Source organism: Kluyvera sp. EC_51, assembly GCF_019584505.1.
Classification (GTDB): domain Bacteria; phylum Pseudomonadota; class Gammaproteobacteria; order Enterobacterales; family Enterobacteriaceae; genus Kluyvera; species Kluyvera sichuanensis.
On sequence record NZ_VDAG01000010.1, the window covers coordinates 159,026 to 178,338 of the forward strand.

Here is a 19,313-nt window from a genome sequence, read left to right on the forward strand (position 1 = left end):
GCGCCCGCCAGGGGGGCGATGCGCTGACTGCTCGACGCCAGTTCGGCATTTTTGTTGATCCCGGACGAGTCGAGAACGACATTGTTGTATTGATATGGCGCGACGGAAGGACTCAGGGCAAAGCCGAATCGGTCAATAGTTCACGTTCTGACTTCCGGCAATCGTCGCGCCCTGGGCGCCTTTGGCCTCCACTAACGCGAAGGTTTCACCCAGATAAGGGCCTGCGGTTACGCCATCTTTATGAATTACCACCGCGCCCTGAAGGCCTGCTGAACCTTGAGAGTAGTTTTTGCCATGTGAGAGGGTGCCTTGTAGGGATCCCACTGCAGTAGAGGTTTGCAGGGTACCGCCGACGGAATGCATGTTGTCGTAGTCGCGCGCGTAGGTGATGCCATAGTTTAACGGGCGTTCGCTGTCCGTAACGCCGGATAGCGTGGATTGTAAGGTTGAGCCGATACCGTTCTGCTGCGTATAGGTTGAGCTGAGCGTCGTCTGCCGGTTCTGGCCAAAGGGAATGGAAACTGAGACCGAGCTTAGGGTCTGCTGATTGGCGGAATAATAGTTATTGATATAGTTGTCATAGCCAATTCCCCCATCAATGGTTGAGCGATATACCTCGCTGTAGCGCGTTCGCGCAATCGACGCATTAATCGCCATGCCGTTGGCAAACTGTTTGCTGTAGCCAAACTGGTATTGCTTGTCCGTGCTTCGGCCGTCACGGTAGGCCTGCGTTGAGCCTGAGAGCCAGATGCTGCCCAGGGTATCCATATCCTGGGTAACGGACACTTCAAAGCGGGAAGACTGGTTTAAGGTTGTCGAAGTCCAGTCTTGCTTATTCTCTTCCCATGCCTGACGTAAGCCAAAAACGTCTGAAAGATCGCGGTAGCCAGCCGTTGAGTAGCGGTACCCGGCGATGGCGATGGTGGTATTGGTGGGTTCAATACGTTTGCTATAGCTGGCATGAAACATCCAGCCGGTTTGCGAACCGCTGGGTAAATTTGCCTGGGAGAACGTTGAGTCCAGGCCGAAGGCGCCTAGCTCGGAGGAGTGTACTGCCCCCATGACGGCGGAGAAGTAACCCTGAGCCAGGCGGCTGCCAAGGTTGGTGGTGACGTTGTTACTCACACCGTATTGCAGCGTGAACTCGGTGAAGGGGTCATCGTCGCCCACATAGCGGGAACGACCCGCGATGGCAGCGTATTTGAACATTCCCTGTCTGACGGATTCGGGACCCGCTGCGTAGGGCACGGTAAAAGTACTGACGCTGCCATCGGCTTCGGTGACCGTAACGGCGAGATCCCCGGAATAGGAGACCGGGTACAGGTCGCTAATCTCAAAACTGCCGGGAGGCACGGTGGTTTCGTAGATAACGGCCTTGCCCTGGCTCACGGTGACGCGGGCATTGCTTCTGGCAACGCCCCGTACGACGGGGGCATAACCCTGCTGGGACTGAGGCAGCATCCGGTCGTCAGAAGCGAGTGAAACGCCGCGAAAGGCCATCCCGGAGAAGAAATTACCAGCGGTATAGCTATCGCCAATCATCAGACTACTTCTGATGGGCAAAATAGGGCGCTGCAGGTAGGCGCGGTTGCTTGACCATAAGGTCTTTCCCGGCACGCTATGTGACCATGAACCCTGTTGACGCAACTGCCATTGCCCAAAGTTCATCGCGTTATTCAAGCCAACCCAGGTCGATTGATAATCACCGTTAGCGCCGCCGTTAAATCGCGAGTAGTACTGGTTCAGGCTGTAATTAGACAGGAACATGGTTTCCCCGGCATTGAGATCGTCCGGTGGAACATATCCGCGTGGTGTTTTGATAAGCTCAGTTTCAGGAATGATAATATTGACCATCATTTTGGTCATATCGGTATCGACGGATGACTGTGCCACTACCTCGGATAAAAAATAGCAACCATCTGATTTTAAAATAGCTTTATCTTTTAGCGGTAGCTGCGTGATAAGTGCAGGCGAGAAGCATGGCAGTGTACTATCTTTAGTGACGCGGAAATTGATGTTCTTATGGGATAAAAATACGCCATTAAGCTGTATATCAACCGAATAGACGCCGGGCTTTATTTTATCATTCGAGATATAGTTGATGATATCATCAACCGGTAAACCACTCCCTTTTAATAGTGTTGTGTCAAACACATAGTCGCTATCGCTATTATGTATATCCGTGCTGCCTGAACTGGCATATACGGATAATGATAACGGGGTCACGAACAGTGTTAACACTATTATCCTTAACATCATTCCCACATTTCCCGGTTATCGTGCTTTCAGCGTTTTTTCTTGCAATACGCCGTAGTCATTGAGGAAACCAACGCGAATCTCTTTTGCGTTCTGCACGGCATCGCAGTTGGCCTTTAGTTGGACCGCTGACTCAGGTGCAAGCATGGTCATCGGGATCGTGCTTTTTGTCGCGCCTGCCTGCAGAGAGACACGAATGCTATTGAGATAATAGGGTGACTGATTGCTGACCTCGAGGTGGCAACCGCGGGTATTTTTCTCAATTTTATAATGAATGAAATCGAGCATCTGCTCGTAGGCAATAGGTAAATCAGACGGGCGTAAGAATACCTTCACCGTACTATTAACGATGAGAACCAGCTTATTTTTATCGTGTTGGTCTGCGGGCATTGAAGGGACTTGAGTGAAGTGCAGGTAGGATACCTGCTCTTTAGTTATTTTTTGTCCCGCCTCCGGATTGAGCAGGCTGATCACCTGATCTTGCTTCGGCTGAATTTTGAAAATAGCAGGCGATACCGCGAGCTTATTTTGCTGGCTGTCAGCCACTTTGCCCTCAGGTGTTACGGATAGCCAGACCTGAACGATATAGGGAAAATTATCGTTGTTGGTAAATTTGACGGTCTTCTGCGCCTGGCTGGCATCCAGAATGACTCGATTACCTTCCATCACGACGCTAGCGCTGGCCGGTAAGCCGGTGAGATACAGCAATGGCAGAATGCAGACTGTTTTCTTAAACATGGGAAATCCTGGCAGGCACATATTGCTATGCGCCTGACGGTTTAATTATAGGAAATGGAATACTGTGCAGAGGCAGTTACTGTCCCAGGCGTCACGCCAGCCGTTTCTGCGTAGTAACGTGCAGTTAGATCCTGTGATGCGGTTGCTGAGTTAGCCGTTTTACTAAACGACGTGGTTTTTACCGTTGAACCATTTACAAAAGCTAATGCTGTAGAGCCGTCGCTATCCAGAATCTGAATAGAAACATTGGTTGCGGTACCACCCACGTTACCAAGGTTGCTGTTCGTGGTGATGTTATTCCCTGCCAATACGGTAGAAATTGTTGCCGCATCGGTGGTGTTGCAGCCGGTAACGTTCACGGTAAATTTCGTATCGCCCGCCGTGGCTTTTGCGGTACTAAGAGAACCAGTCGATACCGTTGGCAGCAATACAATCGGTGCCGTTGAGTTGCCATTAATATTGACGGTACAGGTTTGCGCGTTCACTTCACCTTTAAATTGAACGGTATTTGCCGATGCCGCAATTGCGGAGGACGACATCATGGCAAGAGAGATAAAAAAGAGTTGCGCTTTCATTAAGCATCCTTGTTTTGATGATGAATCATTGTGTGTGGTGGTAATGACTCCAACTTATTGATAGTGTTTTATGTTCAGATAATGCCCGATGACTTTGTCATGCAGCTCCACCGATTTTGAGAACGACAGCGACTTCCGTCCCAGCCGTGCCATTACGCACCACCCCGTCAGTAGCTGAACAGGAGGGACAGCTGATAGAAACAGAAGCCACTGGAGCACCTCAAAAACACCATCATACACTAAATCAGTAAGTTGGCAGCATCACCCTGGAGATTAATGAACGTAACGATCTCAGCCAGAATGAACAATCACTAGACAATCTCGCTTATCTGCAAAAGTTGGGTTTTAGCATCGTCCTGGATGATTGTTTTTCACGAAATAGCGTGAATTTCCCAGTACGAAAGTTTCAGTTCGATGGCTACAAGCTGGATATGAATGTAGTGGATGCCCTCAGTCGAGATGGTGAGGCGCTAGCGCTGGTCAAAAGCCTCTCTTATTACTGCAAGCTGACGAATCGCTATTGCATTGCCGAAGGCGTAGACAGGCAGGAGAAAATGGCTCTTTTGCAAGAGTCTGGTATCTCGTACTACCAGGGTAACTATATATCAGAGCCTATTACTGGCGATGAGTTGCAGCGGTTTATCAACGAATTTGCTGCTTAAAGAAAAGGTGTTGTTATCAGAACCTGTCTGAAAGGTGGGTTTTGTTACGCATTAACGACAGCGACTTCACTGAGGTCACGTAGAATGCCAACCGCCAGCCTACATTTATTGTGTTAGCAGGTAATCACAATAGGCTGGTGGTGGCATACGCCAGATAACATCTCGCATGTCCGGCCTTACTTTCAGACAACGGTTGCGGGATGAGTGATTGCGTGAATTAATAATCCACGCATCATTGCGGATTTTAACTTACTGGTGTATTTCGCAGGCGTAAAATTCTGCGAAAAATGCAGGTTTAACGTTGGGCTATGACTTTTATTTAATTTTGATTATTGCGAGATTAATTAAATAACTTATTAATAATCAGTTATTTATATATTTCAGAATCCCCATGAAGTTTGTTCTTCCCGGTGGTCGAGAGGATTTTGAATGATGTTGCGCCTTGCTCGTCTGCCTTACGCGAAAGCGCATTCGATAACTCATCAAGCGTATAGGCATTGCTGGCTGAGACTACACCTATCTTTTCTTTTCCATCGGTATGATTAATTTCCTGAGCAGCAGAAGCGACATTCACTGAAATGAATCCCATAAATAATGTAGCAATAAGTAGTGCTTTCATATCTGATACCTCTTTAAGTTCTATATTTGAAGCTGGATGAGTATTGGGGGAACTTCCCTTGTCGGTGTAGTTAAATATACAGATCCAAGCTGTCATAAGGCTGACTGCTATATGACAAATTTGTCAGGATTTCAGATTGGGTAAGATTCTTGAACGCCGGTGAGTTCGCTGGTACTGCACTCAGGCTTCCTACTGCGGGGCATATTGTCTATGTCTAAAGCCTTATCCAGACTCAGCACACTGACCTGAACCTGTGTGATTTGCGCCCGGGTGATCGCTCCATCTTCTGGTGTTCCACTACGGTGGCGCTCCCCCTGACCAGTCGTAAGTGGCATCCATCCAGCTTTACGCTGATGATAGATACTGAATAATGGCGGTTTTGTTACATAGGGTGTATATCGGTCCACATAAAGTTTGAGAGGCGTTCAGCAACCAGCCATTTTTCATTCTGAAAAACGTAACGGTCGTGATAGCGCACTCCGCTGGTTTGTTTGATGCGTTGCCCATTCTCTTCTTTGATTAACGTCACCTGGCAATAGGCAATGCCGCTGGCTGTATTTTCAGTAATGGTGACGGTTTGCTGGCCGTTGATATGGTAAACCACCGAGAATTGAGACAGATAACCGCTGAATGCCTCAAGAATCTGCTGCTGCCCATTTAAATCAAACACTTCCTTACCATCCATCACCACGTTAATGTGCGCATCGGCGGTAAACAGAGGCATTTGTGCCGCCACATCTTTCTCATCCGCGAGGTTAGAAAAAGTATCAACCAGTTCACGAAGTGCCAGACGTTGGGCGATTTCATTGTTCGTCATTGCGTATACCTTAATCAGCGTTGTGTTTAACTACGGTTAGTTTAATTGTTTTAAAACTCGTGCCGGATTACCGCCGACAACGACATTGAAAGCATTATCCAGCCATCATTATCTCAGGTATATGGATAGTTTTTGCTTTCAGAATTCCTGGTTCAGAGATAATGACATTGTCTTGAGGCGGGAAATGTTATCTGTTGGGAATGGCGGCGGGGAGCAGAGGTGATAATCGATGACGCGTAATGAAAAAAATCCACGCCATGGCGTGGATTTTATCGGTTCTTATCATCGGTATGAGATTTAACGAAACCTCATGAGGCGATAAAGCTTATTTAGACGTTGAACAGGAAGTTCATCACATCGCCATCTTTAACGATGTAATCTTTCCCTTCTGCACGCATCTTGCCGGCTTCTTTCGCGCCTTGTTCACCTTTGTAGGTGATGAAGTCTTCAAACGCGATGGTCTGTGCGCGGATAAAGCCTTTTTCGAAGTCGGTGTGGATTTTACCCGCAGCCTGCGGTGCTGTTGCGCCAACAGGGATGGTCCATGCACGGACTTCTTTCACGCCAGCGGTGAAGTAGGTCTGCAGGTTCAGCAGTTCGTAACCGGCGCGGATAACGCGGTTCAGACCAGGCTCTTCCAGACCCATTTCAGCCATGAATTCTTCACGGTCGGCATCGTCGAGTTCAGCGATGTCGGCTTCAACGGCGGCACATACGGCAACCACGACGGAACCTTCAGCCGCTGCAATTTCGCGCACTTTATCGAGGTACGGGTTGTTCTCAAAACCGTCTTCGTTAACGTTGGCGATATACATGGTTGGCTTCAGGGTCAGGAAGCTCAGATATTTGATGGCTGCTTTGTCTTCTTCGGTCAGCGTTTTCAGCGCGCGCAGCATGCCCGCGTTTTCCAGCTGTGGCAGACATTTTTCCAGCGCAGCCTGTTCAGCTTTGGCGTCTTTATCGCCGCCTTTAGCTTTTTTCTGCACGCGGTGCAGGGCACGTTCACAGGTGTCGAGGTCAGACAGCGCCAGTTCGGTGTTGATAACGTCGATATCGTCAGCCGGGTCGACTTTGTTGTTCACGTGGATGATGTTGTCGTTCTCGAAGCAACGCACAACGTGACCGATAGCTTCGGTTTCACGGATGTTGGTCAGGAACTGGTTACCCAGGCCTTCACCTTTGGAAGCGCCTTTTACCAGGCCCGCGATATCAACGAATTCCATGGTGGTTGGCAGGATGCGCTGAGGTTTAACGATTTCCGCCAGCTGGTCCAGACGCGGATCGGGCATCGGAACAACGCCTGTGTTCGGCTCGATAGTACAGAACGGGAAGTTCGCCGCTTCAATACCCGCTTTGGTGAGCGCGTTGAACAGGGTGGATTTGCCTACGTTTGGCAAACCAACGATACCGCATTTGAATCCCATGTTTAAATCACCTTAATCTTTTGATATTCAACCTGTTATAGAAAACAGATTGTAGAAAAGTTAATAACTCCGCCTATTATACACGTCATACAGGAAAAAAACCGTACTTCATCCTGCTACGATGGCGGCAACCTGAATACTTTAGCGTACCGGTGAATACTTATTGCGCTTTAAAGGCGTGCAGACGGTTAGTCGCTTTAGTCAGCCCGTCTTTCAGCCAGATCTCGGTACAGCGCGCCGCTTCGTCTACGGCATCGTCAATCAGCTTCTGTTCGGCCGCCTGCGGCTTACCTAATACAAAGCCAACAACTTTGCTTTTATCGCCCGGATGACCAATTCCGATGCGTAAGCGGTGAAAATTAGGGTTATTACCCAATTTGCTGATGATGTCCTTCAGGCCATTATGGCCGCCGTGCCCGCCGCCAAGCTTGAACTTTGCCACGCCAGGCGGGAGATCCAGCTCATCATGGGCCACCAGAATTTCATCTGGATTAATGCGATAGAAGGTCGCCAGTGCCGCAACGGCTTTGCCGCTGAGGTTCATAAAGGTGGTTGGCACCAGCAGACGAACATCTTCTCCGGCCAGATTAATGCGGGAGGTGTAGCCAAAAAACTTACTCTCTTCACGCAGCGGTGCGCGAAAACGCTCTGCCAGCAAATCGACGTACCAGGCACCCGCGTTATGACGCGTTCCCGCGTACTCTGCGCCGGGGTTAGCCAGGCCGACAATCAGTTTAATCGTCACGTTGTTATTCCTGAGTGGGCAATCTTTCCGGCGGCTAGTTTACGTCGAGAGGGCGCGCTTGACAAAAATAAGCGCCCTGAGTGGCAAAACTTGAATAGTTCACAACCGGAATAATGCTGATTGAAAAGTATTTCAGTCACTTAAATGTAAAGATTTGTTGATGAGATGTTCTTATTTGTGATCACCAGCGCACTTATCCCTGGCGGTGTTGTCTATACTTTACACACTAGGAATAGGGATATATCCCTAAACCCAAAGCCAATCTACGGAGGTGACACTATGAAACGCAAAAACGCTTCGTTACTCGGTAATGTGCTCATGGGGTTAGGTCTGGTCGTCATGATCGGCGGTGTCGGTTATTCTATTTTAAACCAGATGCCGCAGCTTAACCTACCTCAGTTTTTTGCGCATGGTGCGGTGTTAAGCATCTTTGTAGGCGCACTTCTCTGGCTGGTTGGCGCGCGTGTCGGTGGGCACGAGCAGGTGAGCGATAGATATTGGTGGGTACGTCACTATGACAAACGCTGTCGCCGCAACGATAATACCTCTCACCGGCACAGCTAAATATGACAATGGCTCCCGTGGGAGCCATACAGACAACTTCCAAAGTCCTGGCCGAAAGCCGGGACTTTGTGCTTTCAGGGTGGTCTAACTTATTCGAACAGCCGATGGTGCAACGCTTTGACCGCGCTGTCGGCCGCATCGCCTGGCAGCAGGAAGCAAAGGTTGTTATGAGATGCGCCGTGGCAAATCATCCGCACCGCATGCTCTTCCAGGCGAGAGAAGACATCGTTACACACGCCCAGCTCTTTGGTCAGTTGATTACCCACTAACGTTACCAGCGCCAGCCCGGTTTCTACTTCCACACGGCAGTGGGAGGAGAGGGCCGTAAACAGTGCGGTAGTCAGCGTGTGATCTTCACCGGAGGTCGCGTTTGACGAGTCCAGCGCCAGTGCGATGGTTGATTCTGATGTCGTCACCAGATCCGTTGCCACGTTGTGCTGGGCCAGTAGCGTGAAGATCTGCGCTAAGAAACGGTTAGATGGCTGATCGTCGAGACGGTGCAGGCGCAGCAGCGTCTGCTTGCGGCGTACCGCAACCGCACGATAGCGCGGCGGGTTCTCCGTTGTGCAGCATACCAGCGTACCGCCAGCGGCTGTGTCTTTACTGGACCCAACAAACACCGGAATGTTCTTACGCATCGCTGGCAGCAGCGTCGCCGGGTGCAGCACTTTCGCGCCGTAACCTGCCATGTCGCTCGCTTCAGAGAACGAGATGCTGTCGATGCGTTTCGCGTTTGGCGCGATACGAGGATCGGTGGTGTAGATTCCGGCGACATCGGTCCAGATATCAACGCGGCCTGCGTGCAGCGCTTCACCCAGCAGGGAAGCCGTGTAGTCGCTGCCGCCACGGCCAAGCGTGGTGGTGCGACCGTTAGCGTCACGGCCGATAAAACCCTGGGTAATCATTATTTCTTGTTCGATACGCGGGCGCAGATGCGTTTCCGCCAGCTCAGCCACGGCGCTAACCTGAGGTTCTGCGCAGCCGTGGGTGGAGTCGGTGCGAATTACGCTGCGGGCGTCAAACCAGCTGGTTTCAACGCCGCGTTCACGCATCACTTCCGTAAACAGCAGGCTGGACATCAATTCCCCGTGACTCACCAGCTCATCGCTTAGAGCGTCAGACGGTGAAACCATCGCCGTTTGCGCCAGACGGCTAATATTATCGAGGAGATTATCGATTTCCTTGCTGATGACAGAAGGCTGCTTCAGACGGGAAATAATGTTGTATTGAATGGTCCGGAGGGTCTCAAGCTTGTCTAACTGCTGATGACTTTCCAGACCTTCAGAAAGCTCAACCAGTAAGTTGGTGACACCTGCGGAAGCAGACAGGACAACTAAACGAACATTTTGATCGGCAAGCACAATGCTGGCGCTGCGGTTCATCGCATCAAAGTCAGCAACGCTGGTGCCGCCAAACTTGGCAACGATGAATTGTGGGTAAATGCGGGTCATAACACTCTCATATCAGGGCGCCATAATATATGGCTAGAAAATTTTCATTCTCGGCATAAGGGAAGGTTCCTTCTCCTTACGAAATGTCCGCCCGCGAACATTTCTGGATGACAACCCAGGAGTAATCCTGTTGTCGATAACGTGTTCTGCCCGTCACACGCTACCGGGTGCTGCGCATTAGTCTATATTTACTGGGGGGTAAATAAGCGCGCCATAGTAAGTGATTTATCACAAGGGATCGACTTTTTTATTTATCTCTCAGTAAATAAATGAAAAATCCCGTTTTATTCGAAATCCTCAACCTTATTTATGGTAAAGACACGTAAAAAAATAATAAAACCTTAACAATTGGGTGGCTATCATTACATCGTCATCTTTGTATTTATCTGAAGCTTTTAAAAATAAATGGTAACAATTTGGCATCGACGGGTTGTTGGTTTTGTGTTGTTACCTTTTGATTTTAAAGTGAAAAATGACACCTGAAAAGCGCGTAAAATAAATGATTGAGTCCTTAGCTAAAACAACATATATTAGCCGCGATTTTTTACAGGTAATCCTTATAACCATTTATTCAATCAGGCGTTAATCTACACCTGGTTGTAGGAGTGATATGATGACGGATAAAGTCCGTATTGATACTTTACGTGCTAATTCATTACCACAGAGCAATGATACCTTTTTAGCAAGACAAGCTGAGTTTGAATCTAACGTCAGAAGTTATCCACGTAAGCTGCCGCTGGCTATCGCCAAGGCACAGGGCGTTTGGATCACTGACGTTGAAAATAATCAATACCTTGACTGTCTGGCGGGTGCCGGCACCCTGGCACTTGGTCATAATCATCCTGATGTACTTCAAAGCATTCAAAGTGTCATCACGAGTGGCTTACCGTTACATACGCTTGATCTCACGACCCCATTAAAAGATGAATTTTCATCTTATTTACTCTCCCTTTTACCGGGCGAGGGTAAAGAATATTGCCTGCAGTTCACCGGCCCATCCGGCGCGGATGCTGTAGAAGCGGCTATCAAACTGGCGAAAAAAGCGACCGGTCGTTCTGGCGTAATCAGCTTCTCCGGCGGTTACCACGGTATGACTCACGGTGCGCTGTCCGTGACCGGTAACCTGTCACCGAAAGAAGCCGTCAGCAACATGATGCCGGAAGTGCAGTTCATGCCATATCCGCACGAGTACCGCTGCCCGCTGGGTATCGGTGGCGAAGCGGGCGTGAAAGCGCTGACCTACTACTTCGAAAACCTGATCAACGACGTTGAAAGCGGCGTGCGTAAACCTGCGGCGGTGATTCTTGAAGCCGTTCAGGGTGAAGGCGGCGTGAACCCGGCTCCGGTCGAGTGGCTGCAACGTATCCGTAAAGTGACTCAGGAACACGGCATCATGCTGATCCTCGATGAGGTTCAGGCTGGTTTCGCGCGTACCGGTAAACTGTTCGCCTTCGAACACGCTGGTATTGAGCCAGACATCATCGTCATGTCCAAAGCGGTTGGCGGTGGTCTGCCACTGGCGGTTCTGGGTATTAAAAAGCAGTTTGACGCATGGGCACCAGGCCATCACACCGGTACCTTCCGCGGCAACCAGCTGGCGATGGCGACCGGCCTGACCACGCTGAAGATCCTCAAAGACGACAAAATTGCCGATAAAGTTGCCGCCCAGGGCGAGTGGCTGAAAGGCAAACTGGCTGAACTGCAGAAACGTTACCCGGTTATCGGTCACGTTCGTGGTCTGGGTCTGATGATCGGTCTGGAAATCGTTAAGCCTAACGAAGCGCCTGACCATATGGGTTGCTTCCCGGCTGACGGCGAGCTGTCTGCGCTGCTGCAGAAGAAATGCTTCCAGGCGGGTCTGATCCTGGAGCGCGGTGGTCGTAACGGTTGCGTACTGCGCCTGCTGCCATCCCTGCTGATCACCAACGATGAGCTGGAAATCTTCCTCGATAAATTTGAAAACGCCCTGAATGCCGCTGGCGTGAAGCCGGTTTAAACGGAGTAGGATCGAATGTCTGACGTAAACCCGATTCTGTCCGGCTCGGCGCAGAGTATTGCTGCCTATCAGGACGCTATCGAGCAGAGTACTAAAGCGGTCGTTGAATGGTTAAAACAGCCTGAGATGTATCAGGGCAAAACCGTTGAACAGCTGCGTGAACGTATCAACCTGAACTTTACGTCTCAAGGCCTGGGCAACCAGGCCGCCATTGAGCGTGCGGTTGAATACTTTCTGAAAGACAGTCTGTCCGTTCACCATGCACAGTGCGTGGCGCACCTGCACTGCCCAAGTCTGGTCATTAGCCAGGCGGCGGAAGTGCTGATTAACGCCACCAACCAGAGCATGGACTCCTGGGATCAGAGCCCGTCCGCGACCATTATTGAGATCAAACTGATCGAATGGCTGCGTGAGCAGGTTGGTTTCCCGGCAGGCGATGCCGGCGTGTTCACCAGCGGCGGTACCCAGAGCAATCTGATGGGCCTGATGCTGGCACGTGACGCGTTCTATGCGCGTCAGGGGCACTCTGTACAGCAAGACGGTATTACCGGCGATCTGCGCAAGATGAAAGTGTTCTGTTCTGAGAACGCGCACTTCTCCGTGCAGAAAAACATGGCACTGATGGGCCATGGCTATCAGTCCGTCACGCTGGTGAAAACCGATGCTTTCTCTCGTATGGACATCAGTGACCTGAAAGAGAAGCTGGCGCAGGCGAAAGCCAACGGCGAACAGGTGATGGCGATTGTTGCGACGGCAGGTACCACCGATGCGGGCGCGATTGACCCGTTAACGGAAATTACCGCGCTGGCCGCCGCAGAGCAGATCTGGGTTCATGTGGATGCAGCATGGGGCGGGGCGTTACTGCTGTCTGAGAAGTATCGTCATTTCCTCAATGGACTTGAGCAGGCTGACTCCGTCACTCTGGACTTCCACAAGCAGTTCTTCCAGACCATCAGCTGCGGGGCGTTCCTGCTGAAAGATGCGCGTCATTATGAACTGATGCGTTATCAGGCGGCGTACCTGAACTCTGATTTCGACGAAGAGCATGGCGTGCCAAACCTGGTGTCCAAGTCTCTGCAGACCACGCGTCGTTTCGATGCGCTGAAGCTGTGGATGGGCCTTGAAGCGCTGGGCAAAAAGCAGTATGCCGAAATCATTGATAACGGCGTTACGCTGGCGCGCGATGTTGCTGAGTTTGTGAAAACCCAGCCGCATCTGGAGCTGGTCATGGAGCCGCAACTGGCAAGCGTGCTGTTCCGTTTCCGTCCGGAAAATAACGACAGCGCGTTTGTGGCCCTGCTGAACCAACGTATTGGTGACGTTCTGCTGGCTTCCGGCAGCGCTAACGTGGGTGTGACCGAAGCTGATGGCGTAACCTGCCTGAAGCTGACGCTGTTGAACCCTACGGTATGCCTGGAGGATGTTAAAGTTCTGCTGGCAAGCGTGAAAGACACCGCTGAGCAACTGCTGAAAGCGTAAGCAATCACGTTGCGATAAAAATGGCTCCCTCGGGAGCCATTTTTTTGCCTGTCATTTGTAGCCCGGCCAAGCGAAGCGCCGCCGGGAGACGGTTAGATGATGTCTGCTAGTGCAGCATCCTTGTTTGGGAAGAAGGTAAGGCGGCCAGGAATCGGCTGAATGCCAGCGCGTGCCATGGTGCGCAGCGGCTGGAATTCCAGATTGGAGACGCGCAGCTCGCAGCCTTCAGGCAGCTTTTTCACGAAGCGCTGGAAGGCATCCAGGCCACCGGCGTCCAGCACCGGTACGGCATCCCACTTCAGCACCACGATACGTTTGCCTTCAATCCGCGTCTCAAGATCGCTAAACAACCCTTCGGCGGCGGCAAAGAACAGCGGGCCAATTACGCGCAGCACCAGCACATCATCCGGCACAGTCACGTTCACGGCGGAAAGACGCGTCATACGCGCAATACGGCGCATAAACAGCAGCGATGCCAGCACGATCCCAACGCTGATGGCGATAACCATATCAAACAGCACGGTCAGCGACATACAGATAAGCATCACGATGATGTCGTCTTTCGGCGCTTTGCGCAGCAGGTACACCACCTTGTGCGCCTCGCTCATGTTCCATGCCACCATCAGCAGCAGGGCGGCCATGGCAGAAAGCGGCAGCCACGAGAGCACCGGGGCCAGAATCAGCAGCGCCAGAATTACCAGAACCGCGTGGATCACCGCAGAAACCGGTGAGGTGGCGCCAGCGCGAACGTTCGCCGCCGAACGCGCAATGGCAGCGGTGGCAGTAATGCCGCCAAAGAATGGCGCGATGATATTGCCGAGGCCCTGACCGACCAGTTCGCTGTTTGCTTTATGCTTGGTGCCGGTCATACCGTCGAGCACGACTGCACACAGCAGGGATTCAATCGCCCCCAGCATCGCCATAGAAAACGCCGCTGGCAGCAGAGCGTGAATGGAGGCCCAGCTTAAGGTAAAGGTTGAGCCCGGCATATCCCACGGCAGCACAAACTGCGGCAGCAGCTGCGGGATACCGTTACCCTGAGAGCCGTCAGCAAGGATGTAGTGGAACTGAGAGCCGATGGTGGCGACGTGGCCACCGAGCAGGTTCACAATCAGCATAACCACGCAGCCAGCAATCAGCGCGGGCAGATGACCTGGCAGGCGCAGGCCGAGGCGAGGCCAGAGGATCAACGTACCGAGGGTGACGATGCCAATGGCCGCATCGCCAACGTTAATGGTCGGCAGCGCCATCACCAGCGCGCCCACCTTCTGTAAATAGTGTTCCGGAACGTGCGTCATCTGCAGACCGAGGAAATCTTTAATCTGCATGGTCCCGATGGTAATACCAATCCCTGAGGTGAAGCCGAGCGTTACCGACAGCGGAATATATTCGATCAGGCGGCCAAAGCGGGCCAGGCCAAAGAGGATCAGGAATATCCCGGACATCAGGGTCGCAACCAGCAGGCCCGCAAGGCCGAACTGTTGAGAGACAGGGTAGAGAATAACGACGAAGGCAGCCGTCGGCCCGGAGACGCTAAAGCGAGAGCCGCCGGTCAGGGCGATAACAATCCCCGCGACGGCGGAGGTGTAAAGGCCGTATTGCGGTGCCACGCCGCTGCCGATCGCCAGCGCCATCGCCAGCGGAATCGCGATGATCCCAACCGTGATACCGGCAATCAGATCGCGCATAAACCGCGCGGAGGTGTATTTCTCTTTCCAGCAGGCATCAATCAGCGCGCGGAAAGGCATAACGTGAGGGGAGAGTAATTTATTCACAGTTGTGTTTCATCCATGAGCGCATCATCTACCATATGAATGATAGTTGAAGTTGGCATAAATCATACAAATTAACTACACAGACAAAAAAACCCGCCGCAGCGGGTTTTTTAACCAAATCCGATTAGTGTTCGAACATGGCGGAGATGGATTCTTCGTTGCTGATACGACGAATCGCTTCGGCCAGCATCCCGGACAGGGTCAGGGTACGAACGTTTGGCAGCGCTTTGATCTCATCACTTAATGGGATGGTATCGCAGACAACCACTTCGTCGATGACGGAGTTACGCAGATTGTTCACCGCATTGCCGGAGAAGATCGGGTGAGTTGCGTAAGCAAATACGCGTTTCGCACCACGTTCTTTCAGCGCTTCAGCTGCTTTGCACAGCGTGCCACCGGTATCGATCATGTCATCAACCAGTACGCAGTCACGACCGGCAACGTCACCGATGATGTGCATAACCTGGGAAACGTTCGCACGCGGGCGACGTTTGTCGATGATAGCCATGTCGGTATCGTTCAGCAGTTTAGCAATAGCACGAGCACGGACTACGCCACCGATGTCTGGAGAAACCACAATTGGGTTATCCAGGTTCAGCTGCAGCATATCTTCGAGCAGGATTGGGCTACCAAATACGTTATCAACCGGAACATCGAAGAAGCCCTGGATCTGTTCAGCGTGCAGGTCTACGGTCAGTACGCGGTCAACGCCAACGCTTGACAGGAAGTCAGCGACAACTTTAGCGGTGATAGGTACACGAGCAGAACGAACGCGACGGTCCTGGCGAGCATAACCGAAGTAAGGGATAACGGCGGTGATACGGCCTGCGGAAGCACGGCGCAGGGCATCTACCATAACGACTAATTCCATCAGGTTGTCGTTAGTTGGGGCACAAGTGGACTGGATGATGAAAATATCACCACCGCGTACGTTTTCGTTAATTTGTACGCTGACTTCGCCGTCGCTAAAGCGACCTACAGCGGCGTCGCCGAGAGAAGTGTACAGGCGGTTGGCAATACGTTGTGCTAGTTCCGGGGTGGCGTTACCAGCAAAAAGCTTCATATCAGGCACGAGAAGAACCTCAGGCATGCGTCCAGTGGTGGATGAAACGGGCCAAAAACTGTGCGGGCCAGGCGCGATTTCATCCAGGCGGTGTATTAAAGAGCGCGATGCAACGTCTGGAACAGGGTGACGTTGTCACCAGAGCTCAGTTTGCCCGGCAGGGTCACTCATCACCATTCTTCTTTCGTCAGCATGACTGACGGAAACCGAATGATTCAGAGCAGGGCTTGCTTCAATGGAGAGAGGTTTACACCTTTCGCCACAAAGCCTTGCAACCATTCCGGGGCTTGCTCAAGCACCTGGCGGGCAGCGAGTTCTGTGTCGAATTCAGCAAAGACACAGGCTCCTGTTCCAGTCAGGCGCGACGGCGCGTATTCTAACAGCCAGGAAAGCACATCATCAACCTCGCGAAAACGTTTTCTTGCGATAACCTCGCAATCATTGCCGAATTCACAATTTAATAACGTTTCTATTGACCTGACAGGGGTGTTTCGTGGCAGCTCCGGATCGCGGAAGATAACCGGGGTTGGAATGCTGACGCCCGGGTGGGCCACCAGATACCATTTTTCCGCAACCTCAACCGGCGTTAGCACCTCGCCAACCCCTTCAGCAAACGCTGCATGGCCACGAACGAACACCGGCACATCGGCACCCAGCGTCAGGCCAATAGCCGCCAGCTCATCTTCCGAGAGCCCGCATTGCCACAAATGGTTTAGCGCAACCAGAACGGTAGCGGCGTTTGAGGAGCCGCCGCCCAGCCCACCGCCCATCGGCAGGCGTTTCTCAATGCTGATGTCCGCGCCGCAGCCGTCCGCCAGACGCTGGCTGTCGGCGGCGGTTTTCATCAGCAGGCGCGCGGCGCGAATAATCAGGTTCTCTTCGTTTGGCACGCCGTCCACGGGGGTGAGCAGTCGCATTTGCCCATCCTGGCGCGGCACAATGGTCAGTGTGTCACCGTAGTCGAGAAACTGAAACAGCGTCTGCAGCGTGTGATAGCCGTCAGCGCGCTGCCCGGTGATGTATAAAAACAGGTTCAGCTTTGCCGGAGAGGGCCAACGGGTCATCATTTAGCGATCCAGTTATCCATCTTCAGCTTGATGCGCTGGGAGCCTTCGGTCAGCTCCATGTTGGACGGCAGCGCTGGCTGGGTTTTGTTGTCGTAACCGCCGTACACCACTTTCCAGGTTTTGCCGTTCTGGGTGTAGTTGAGTTCACTCAGACGATACTGGTCGTCAAGTTTATAGTCGGTGGCGTCGCCCGGCAGGCCGAGGATCCACTGACGCAGGCTGTTGAGCGGAATCGGCATCCCGGTCAGCTTGCCAATCATCTCTTCGCCGTCGGCGGCGGTATAGTGCTGGCCTTTGTTATCGGTCAGTTGGGCAGAACCCGGTTTGCCAATCAGCTCAAGCTCGGTGCTGCCAAGCGGGTTGGTTAACAACAGACGATAGTTGTCCTGGCCGGTTTGCTGCCAGAAGAAGCGGGCGTAAACCTTTTGTTGGTCAGACAGATACGCAAACGCACCGCGGGTCTGATACTGGCTTAAGTGAAGAACGTCCTGCTGGTGCTGCTTCCACTGTGGGGCGGTAGGGCTTTTACCCGGACCGGTTGGCGCAGTGGTGGTACAAGCGGTAAGGACCAGGGCTGCCAGCGGCAGCAGGCGAATCAGGCGGAAATCAGACATGACAATCCTTGAAGTGCGTTGCAGTGATAACGCTTAATGCTAGCGTCGCCTGCGGGCAGCGTCTACGCTCAAGTTGTCTTAAATCATAAAATTAACCCAGCCTGCCTATTACTCCAAAAGGGGGGCGTCCCTTTTATTGATCTCGCGCATCCTGTATGATGCGCTCAGACTAACCTTATCAACGCTGGTACTACTCCCGCACAATGACCCTTTTAGCTCTTGGCATTAATCACAAAACAGCCCCGGTAGCGCTGCGAGAACGTGTAACGTTTTCGCCAGATACGCTCGACCAGGCGCTGGAGAGCCTGCTGGCTCAGCCAATGGTGCAAGGAGGCGTGGTACTGTCGACCTGTAACCGCACCGAGCTCTACCTCAGCGTAGAGGAGCAGGAAAATCAGCATGAAGCGATTATCCGCTGGCTGTGCGATTACCACGGCCTGAATGAAGAAGAACTGCGCCAGAGCCTTTATTGGCACCAGGATAACGATGCCGTCAGCCATCTGATGCGCGTTGCCAGCGGGCTGGACTCGCTGGTGCTGGGCGAACCTCAAATCTTAGGGCAGGTTAAAAAAGCGTTTGCCGACTCCAGCCGCGGGCATCTGCATGTCAGCGAGCTGGAACGCATGTTCCAGAAATCCTTCTCTGTTGCCAAACGCGTGCGCACGGAAACGGATATCGGCGCCAGCGCGGTGTCGGTGGCGTTTGCGGCCTGTACCCTGGCGCGACAGATCTTCGAATCACTCTCTTCGGTGACGGTGCTGCTGGTCGGCGCCGGTGAAACCATCGAACTGGTGGCGCGCCATCTGCGCGAGCATCATGTGAAAAAAATGGTGATTGCCAACCGTACCCGCGAACGCGCACAGGTGCTGGCCGATGAGGTCGGGGCTGAAGTGATCGCGTTGAGCGACGTGGATGAGCGGCTGAAAGAGGCCGATATCATTATCAGTTCTACCGCCAGCCCGCTGCCGATTATCGGTAAAGGAATGGTGGAGCGCGCGCTGAAGGCGCGTCGTAACCAGCCGATGCTGCTGGTGGATATCGCCGTACCGCGCGACGTTGAGCCGGAGGTGGGGAAACTCGCCAACGCCTATCTCTACAGCGTCGATGACCTGCAAAACATCATTCAGAATAACCTCGCGCAGCGCAAAGCCGCCGCGGTTCAGGCTGAAACCATTGTTGAGCAGGAAACCAGTGAATTTATGGCCTGGCTCCGCGCGCAAAGCGCCAGCGAAATCATCCGTGATTATCGTTCCCAGGCTGAAACGGCGCGTGAAGAGCTCACCGCTAAAGCGATCGCGGCTCTTGAACAGGGCGGCGACCCGCAGGTCATCATGCAGGATCTGGCGCGGAAATTAACCAACCGCCTGATCCACGCGCCAACAAAATCTCTTCAGCAGGCCGCCCGTGACGGGGATGATGAACGCCTGCATATTCTGCGCAACAGCCTCGGGCTGGAGTAGCACAACTC

The 19,313-nt window shown here is 52.4% G+C and carries 17 protein-coding genes and 2 pseudogenes; 5 read left to right on the forward strand and 14 right to left on the reverse strand.

Going from position 1 to position 19,313, the window contains the following annotated elements:
• Nucleotides 1–41: 41 nt before the first annotated feature.
• The 5 genes and pseudogenes from FHC49_RS24585 to FHC49_RS04340 form a co-directional block, all read right to left on the reverse strand.
• Nucleotides 42–137 (reverse strand): annotated as a pseudogene (locus tag FHC49_RS24585) (hypothetical protein); the annotation flags it as partial.
• Complete coding sequence (locus tag FHC49_RS04325; protein ID WP_370631749.1) at nt 133–2,259, reverse strand: fimbria/pilus outer membrane usher protein; 2,127 nt, start codon at nt 2,257–2,259, stop codon at nt 133–135. The pseudogene FHC49_RS24585 and the gene FHC49_RS04325, both read right to left, overlap by 5 nt.
• Before the next feature lie 15 nt (nt 2,260–2,274).
• Nucleotides 2,275–2,994, reverse strand: coding sequence for a molecular chaperone (locus FHC49_RS04330; protein ID WP_220438909.1), 720 nt, complete (start codon nt 2,992–2,994; stop codon nt 2,275–2,277).
• Between the two features lie 41 nt (nt 2,995–3,035).
• Nucleotides 3,036–3,569: a fimbrial protein gene (locus FHC49_RS04335; protein ID WP_220438910.1), complete on the reverse strand. Its 534-nt coding sequence runs from the start codon at nt 3,567–3,569 to the stop codon at nt 3,036–3,038.
• A gap of 54 nt (nt 3,570–3,623) precedes the next feature.
• Nucleotides 3,624–3,722: pseudogene (locus tag FHC49_RS04340) on the reverse strand (IS1 family transposase); the annotation flags it as partial.
• Nucleotides 3,723–3,835: 113 nt separating this feature from the next.
• Between FHC49_RS04340 and FHC49_RS04345 the strand changes: the two are divergent.
• A complete protein-coding gene (locus tag FHC49_RS04345; RefSeq protein ID WP_255581117.1) occupies nt 3,836–4,231 on the forward strand; it encodes an EAL domain-containing protein in 396 nt (131 codons plus the stop codon).
• A gap of 367 nt (nt 4,232–4,598) precedes the next feature.
• Here FHC49_RS04345 and FHC49_RS04350 read toward each other — a convergent pair whose 3' ends face one another.
• The 4 genes from FHC49_RS04350 to pth form a co-directional block, all read right to left on the reverse strand.
• Nucleotides 4,599–4,850 (reverse strand): DUF1471 domain-containing protein, encoded by a 252-nt coding sequence (locus FHC49_RS04350; RefSeq protein ID WP_220438911.1) that lies wholly within the window; start codon nt 4,848–4,850, stop codon nt 4,599–4,601.
• Nucleotides 4,851–5,232: 382 nt separating this feature from the next.
• Nucleotides 5,233–5,667 (reverse strand): nuclear transport factor 2 family protein, encoded by a 435-nt coding sequence (locus FHC49_RS04355; RefSeq protein WP_220438912.1) that lies wholly within the window; start codon nt 5,665–5,667, stop codon nt 5,233–5,235.
• 329 nt (nt 5,668–5,996) lie between these two features.
• A complete protein-coding gene (gene ychF, locus FHC49_RS04360) occupies nt 5,997–7,091 on the reverse strand; it encodes a redox-regulated ATPase YchF (protein WP_035891582.1) in 1,095 nt (364 codons plus the stop codon).
• A gap of 160 nt (nt 7,092–7,251) precedes the next feature.
• The gene (gene pth, locus FHC49_RS04365; protein WP_106926653.1) at nt 7,252–7,836 is read right to left on the reverse strand and encodes an aminoacyl-tRNA hydrolase; all 585 of its coding nucleotides are present in this window, start codon (nt 7,834–7,836) and stop codon (nt 7,252–7,254) included.
• A 279-nt stretch (nt 7,837–8,115) separates the two neighbouring features.
• On the opposite strand from pth, the gene ychH reads away from it, so the two are divergent.
• On the forward strand, nt 8,116–8,400 hold the full coding sequence (gene ychH, locus FHC49_RS04370) for a stress-induced protein YchH (RefSeq protein ID WP_185669702.1): 285 nt from the start codon (nt 8,116–8,118) through the stop codon (nt 8,398–8,400).
• Between the two features lie 89 nt (nt 8,401–8,489).
• On the opposite strand, the gene lysC is transcribed toward ychH, so the two are convergent.
• A complete protein-coding gene (lysC, locus tag FHC49_RS04375) occupies nt 8,490–9,851 on the reverse strand; it encodes a lysine-sensitive aspartokinase 3 (RefSeq protein WP_185669703.1) in 1,362 nt (453 codons plus the stop codon).
• A 610-nt stretch (nt 9,852–10,461) separates the two neighbouring features.
• On the opposite strand from lysC, the gene FHC49_RS04380 reads away from it, so the two are divergent.
• On the forward strand, nt 10,462–11,847 hold the full coding sequence (locus tag FHC49_RS04380; protein WP_072011324.1) for a diaminobutyrate--2-oxoglutarate transaminase: 1,386 nt from the start codon (nt 10,462–10,464) through the stop codon (nt 11,845–11,847).
• Between the two features lie 15 nt (nt 11,848–11,862).
• Nucleotides 11,863–13,326: an aspartate aminotransferase family protein gene (locus tag FHC49_RS04385; protein ID WP_220438913.1), complete on the forward strand. Its 1,464-nt coding sequence runs from the start codon at nt 11,863–11,865 to the stop codon at nt 13,324–13,326.
• A gap of 92 nt (nt 13,327–13,418) precedes the next feature.
• Here FHC49_RS04385 and dauA read toward each other — a convergent pair whose 3' ends face one another.
• The 4 genes from dauA to lolB all read right to left on the reverse strand — a co-directional run bounded on the left by dauA (nt 13,419) and on the right by lolB (nt 17,851).
• On the reverse strand, nt 13,419–15,101 hold the full coding sequence (gene dauA / locus FHC49_RS04390; RefSeq protein ID WP_333010440.1) for a C4-dicarboxylic acid transporter DauA: 1,683 nt from the start codon (nt 15,099–15,101) through the stop codon (nt 13,419–13,421).
• A 124-nt stretch (nt 15,102–15,225) separates the two neighbouring features.
• The gene (gene prs, locus FHC49_RS04395; protein ID WP_003856663.1) at nt 15,226–16,173 is read right to left on the reverse strand and encodes a ribose-phosphate diphosphokinase; all 948 of its coding nucleotides are present in this window, start codon (nt 16,171–16,173) and stop codon (nt 15,226–15,228) included.
• Nucleotides 16,174–16,379: 206 nt separating this feature from the next.
• Nucleotides 16,380–17,228, reverse strand: a complete 849-nt coding sequence (gene ispE, locus FHC49_RS04400; RefSeq protein WP_220438931.1) for a 4-(cytidine 5'-diphospho)-2-C-methyl-D-erythritol kinase — start codon at nt 17,226–17,228, stop codon at nt 16,380–16,382.
• A complete protein-coding gene (gene lolB, locus FHC49_RS04405) occupies nt 17,228–17,851 on the reverse strand; it encodes a lipoprotein insertase outer membrane protein LolB (protein ID WP_185669733.1) in 624 nt (207 codons plus the stop codon). Before lolB ends, ispE begins: the two co-directional genes overlap by 1 nt.
• Before the next feature lie 197 nt (nt 17,852–18,048).
• On the opposite strand from lolB, the gene hemA reads away from it, so the two are divergent.
• On the forward strand, nt 18,049–19,305 hold the full coding sequence (gene hemA / locus FHC49_RS04410; RefSeq protein WP_185669705.1) for a glutamyl-tRNA reductase: 1,257 nt from the start codon (nt 18,049–18,051) through the stop codon (nt 19,303–19,305).
• The last annotated feature ends 8 nt before the right edge of the window (nt 19,306–19,313 follow it).

What these genes read in the sequence shown, in the direction of transcription:
- FHC49_RS04355 (WP_220438912.1), bottom strand. Translation starts at nt 5,667, where the DNA reads ATGACGAACAATGAAATCGCCCAACGTCTGGCACTTCGTGAACTGGTT.
- FHC49_RS04350 (WP_220438911.1), bottom strand. Translation starts at nt 4,850, where the DNA reads ATGAAAGCACTACTTATTGCTACATTATTTATGGGATTCATTTCAGTG.
- FHC49_RS04330 (WP_220438909.1), bottom strand. Translation starts at nt 2,994, where the DNA reads ATGTTTAAGAAAACAGTCTGCATTCTGCCATTGCTGTATCTCACCGGC.
- FHC49_RS04325 (WP_370631749.1), bottom strand. Translation starts at nt 2,259, where the DNA reads ATGATGTTAAGGATAATAGTGTTAACACTGTTCGTGACCCCGTTATCA.
- FHC49_RS04385 (WP_220438913.1), top strand. Translation starts at nt 11,863, where the DNA reads ATGTCTGACGTAAACCCGATTCTGTCCGGCTCGGCGCAGAGTATTGCT.
- lysC (WP_185669703.1), bottom strand. Translation starts at nt 9,851, where the DNA reads ATGACCCGCATTTACCCACAATTCATCGTTGCCAAGTTTGGCGGCACC.
- ispE (WP_220438931.1), bottom strand. Translation starts at nt 17,228, where the DNA reads ATGACCCGTTGGCCCTCTCCGGCAAAGCTGAACCTGTTTTTATACATC.
- FHC49_RS04380 (WP_072011324.1), top strand. Translation starts at nt 10,462, where the DNA reads ATGATGACGGATAAAGTCCGTATTGATACTTTACGTGCTAATTCATTA.
- FHC49_RS04335 (WP_220438910.1), bottom strand. Translation starts at nt 3,569, where the DNA reads ATGAAAGCGCAACTCTTTTTTATCTCTCTTGCCATGATGTCGTCCTCC.
- hemA (WP_185669705.1), top strand. Translation starts at nt 18,049, where the DNA reads ATGACCCTTTTAGCTCTTGGCATTAATCACAAAACAGCCCCGGTAGCG.
- ychF (WP_035891582.1), bottom strand. Translation starts at nt 7,091, where the DNA reads ATGGGATTCAAATGCGGTATCGTTGGTTTGCCAAACGTAGGCAAATCC.
- ychH (WP_185669702.1), top strand. Translation starts at nt 8,116, where the DNA reads ATGAAACGCAAAAACGCTTCGTTACTCGGTAATGTGCTCATGGGGTTA.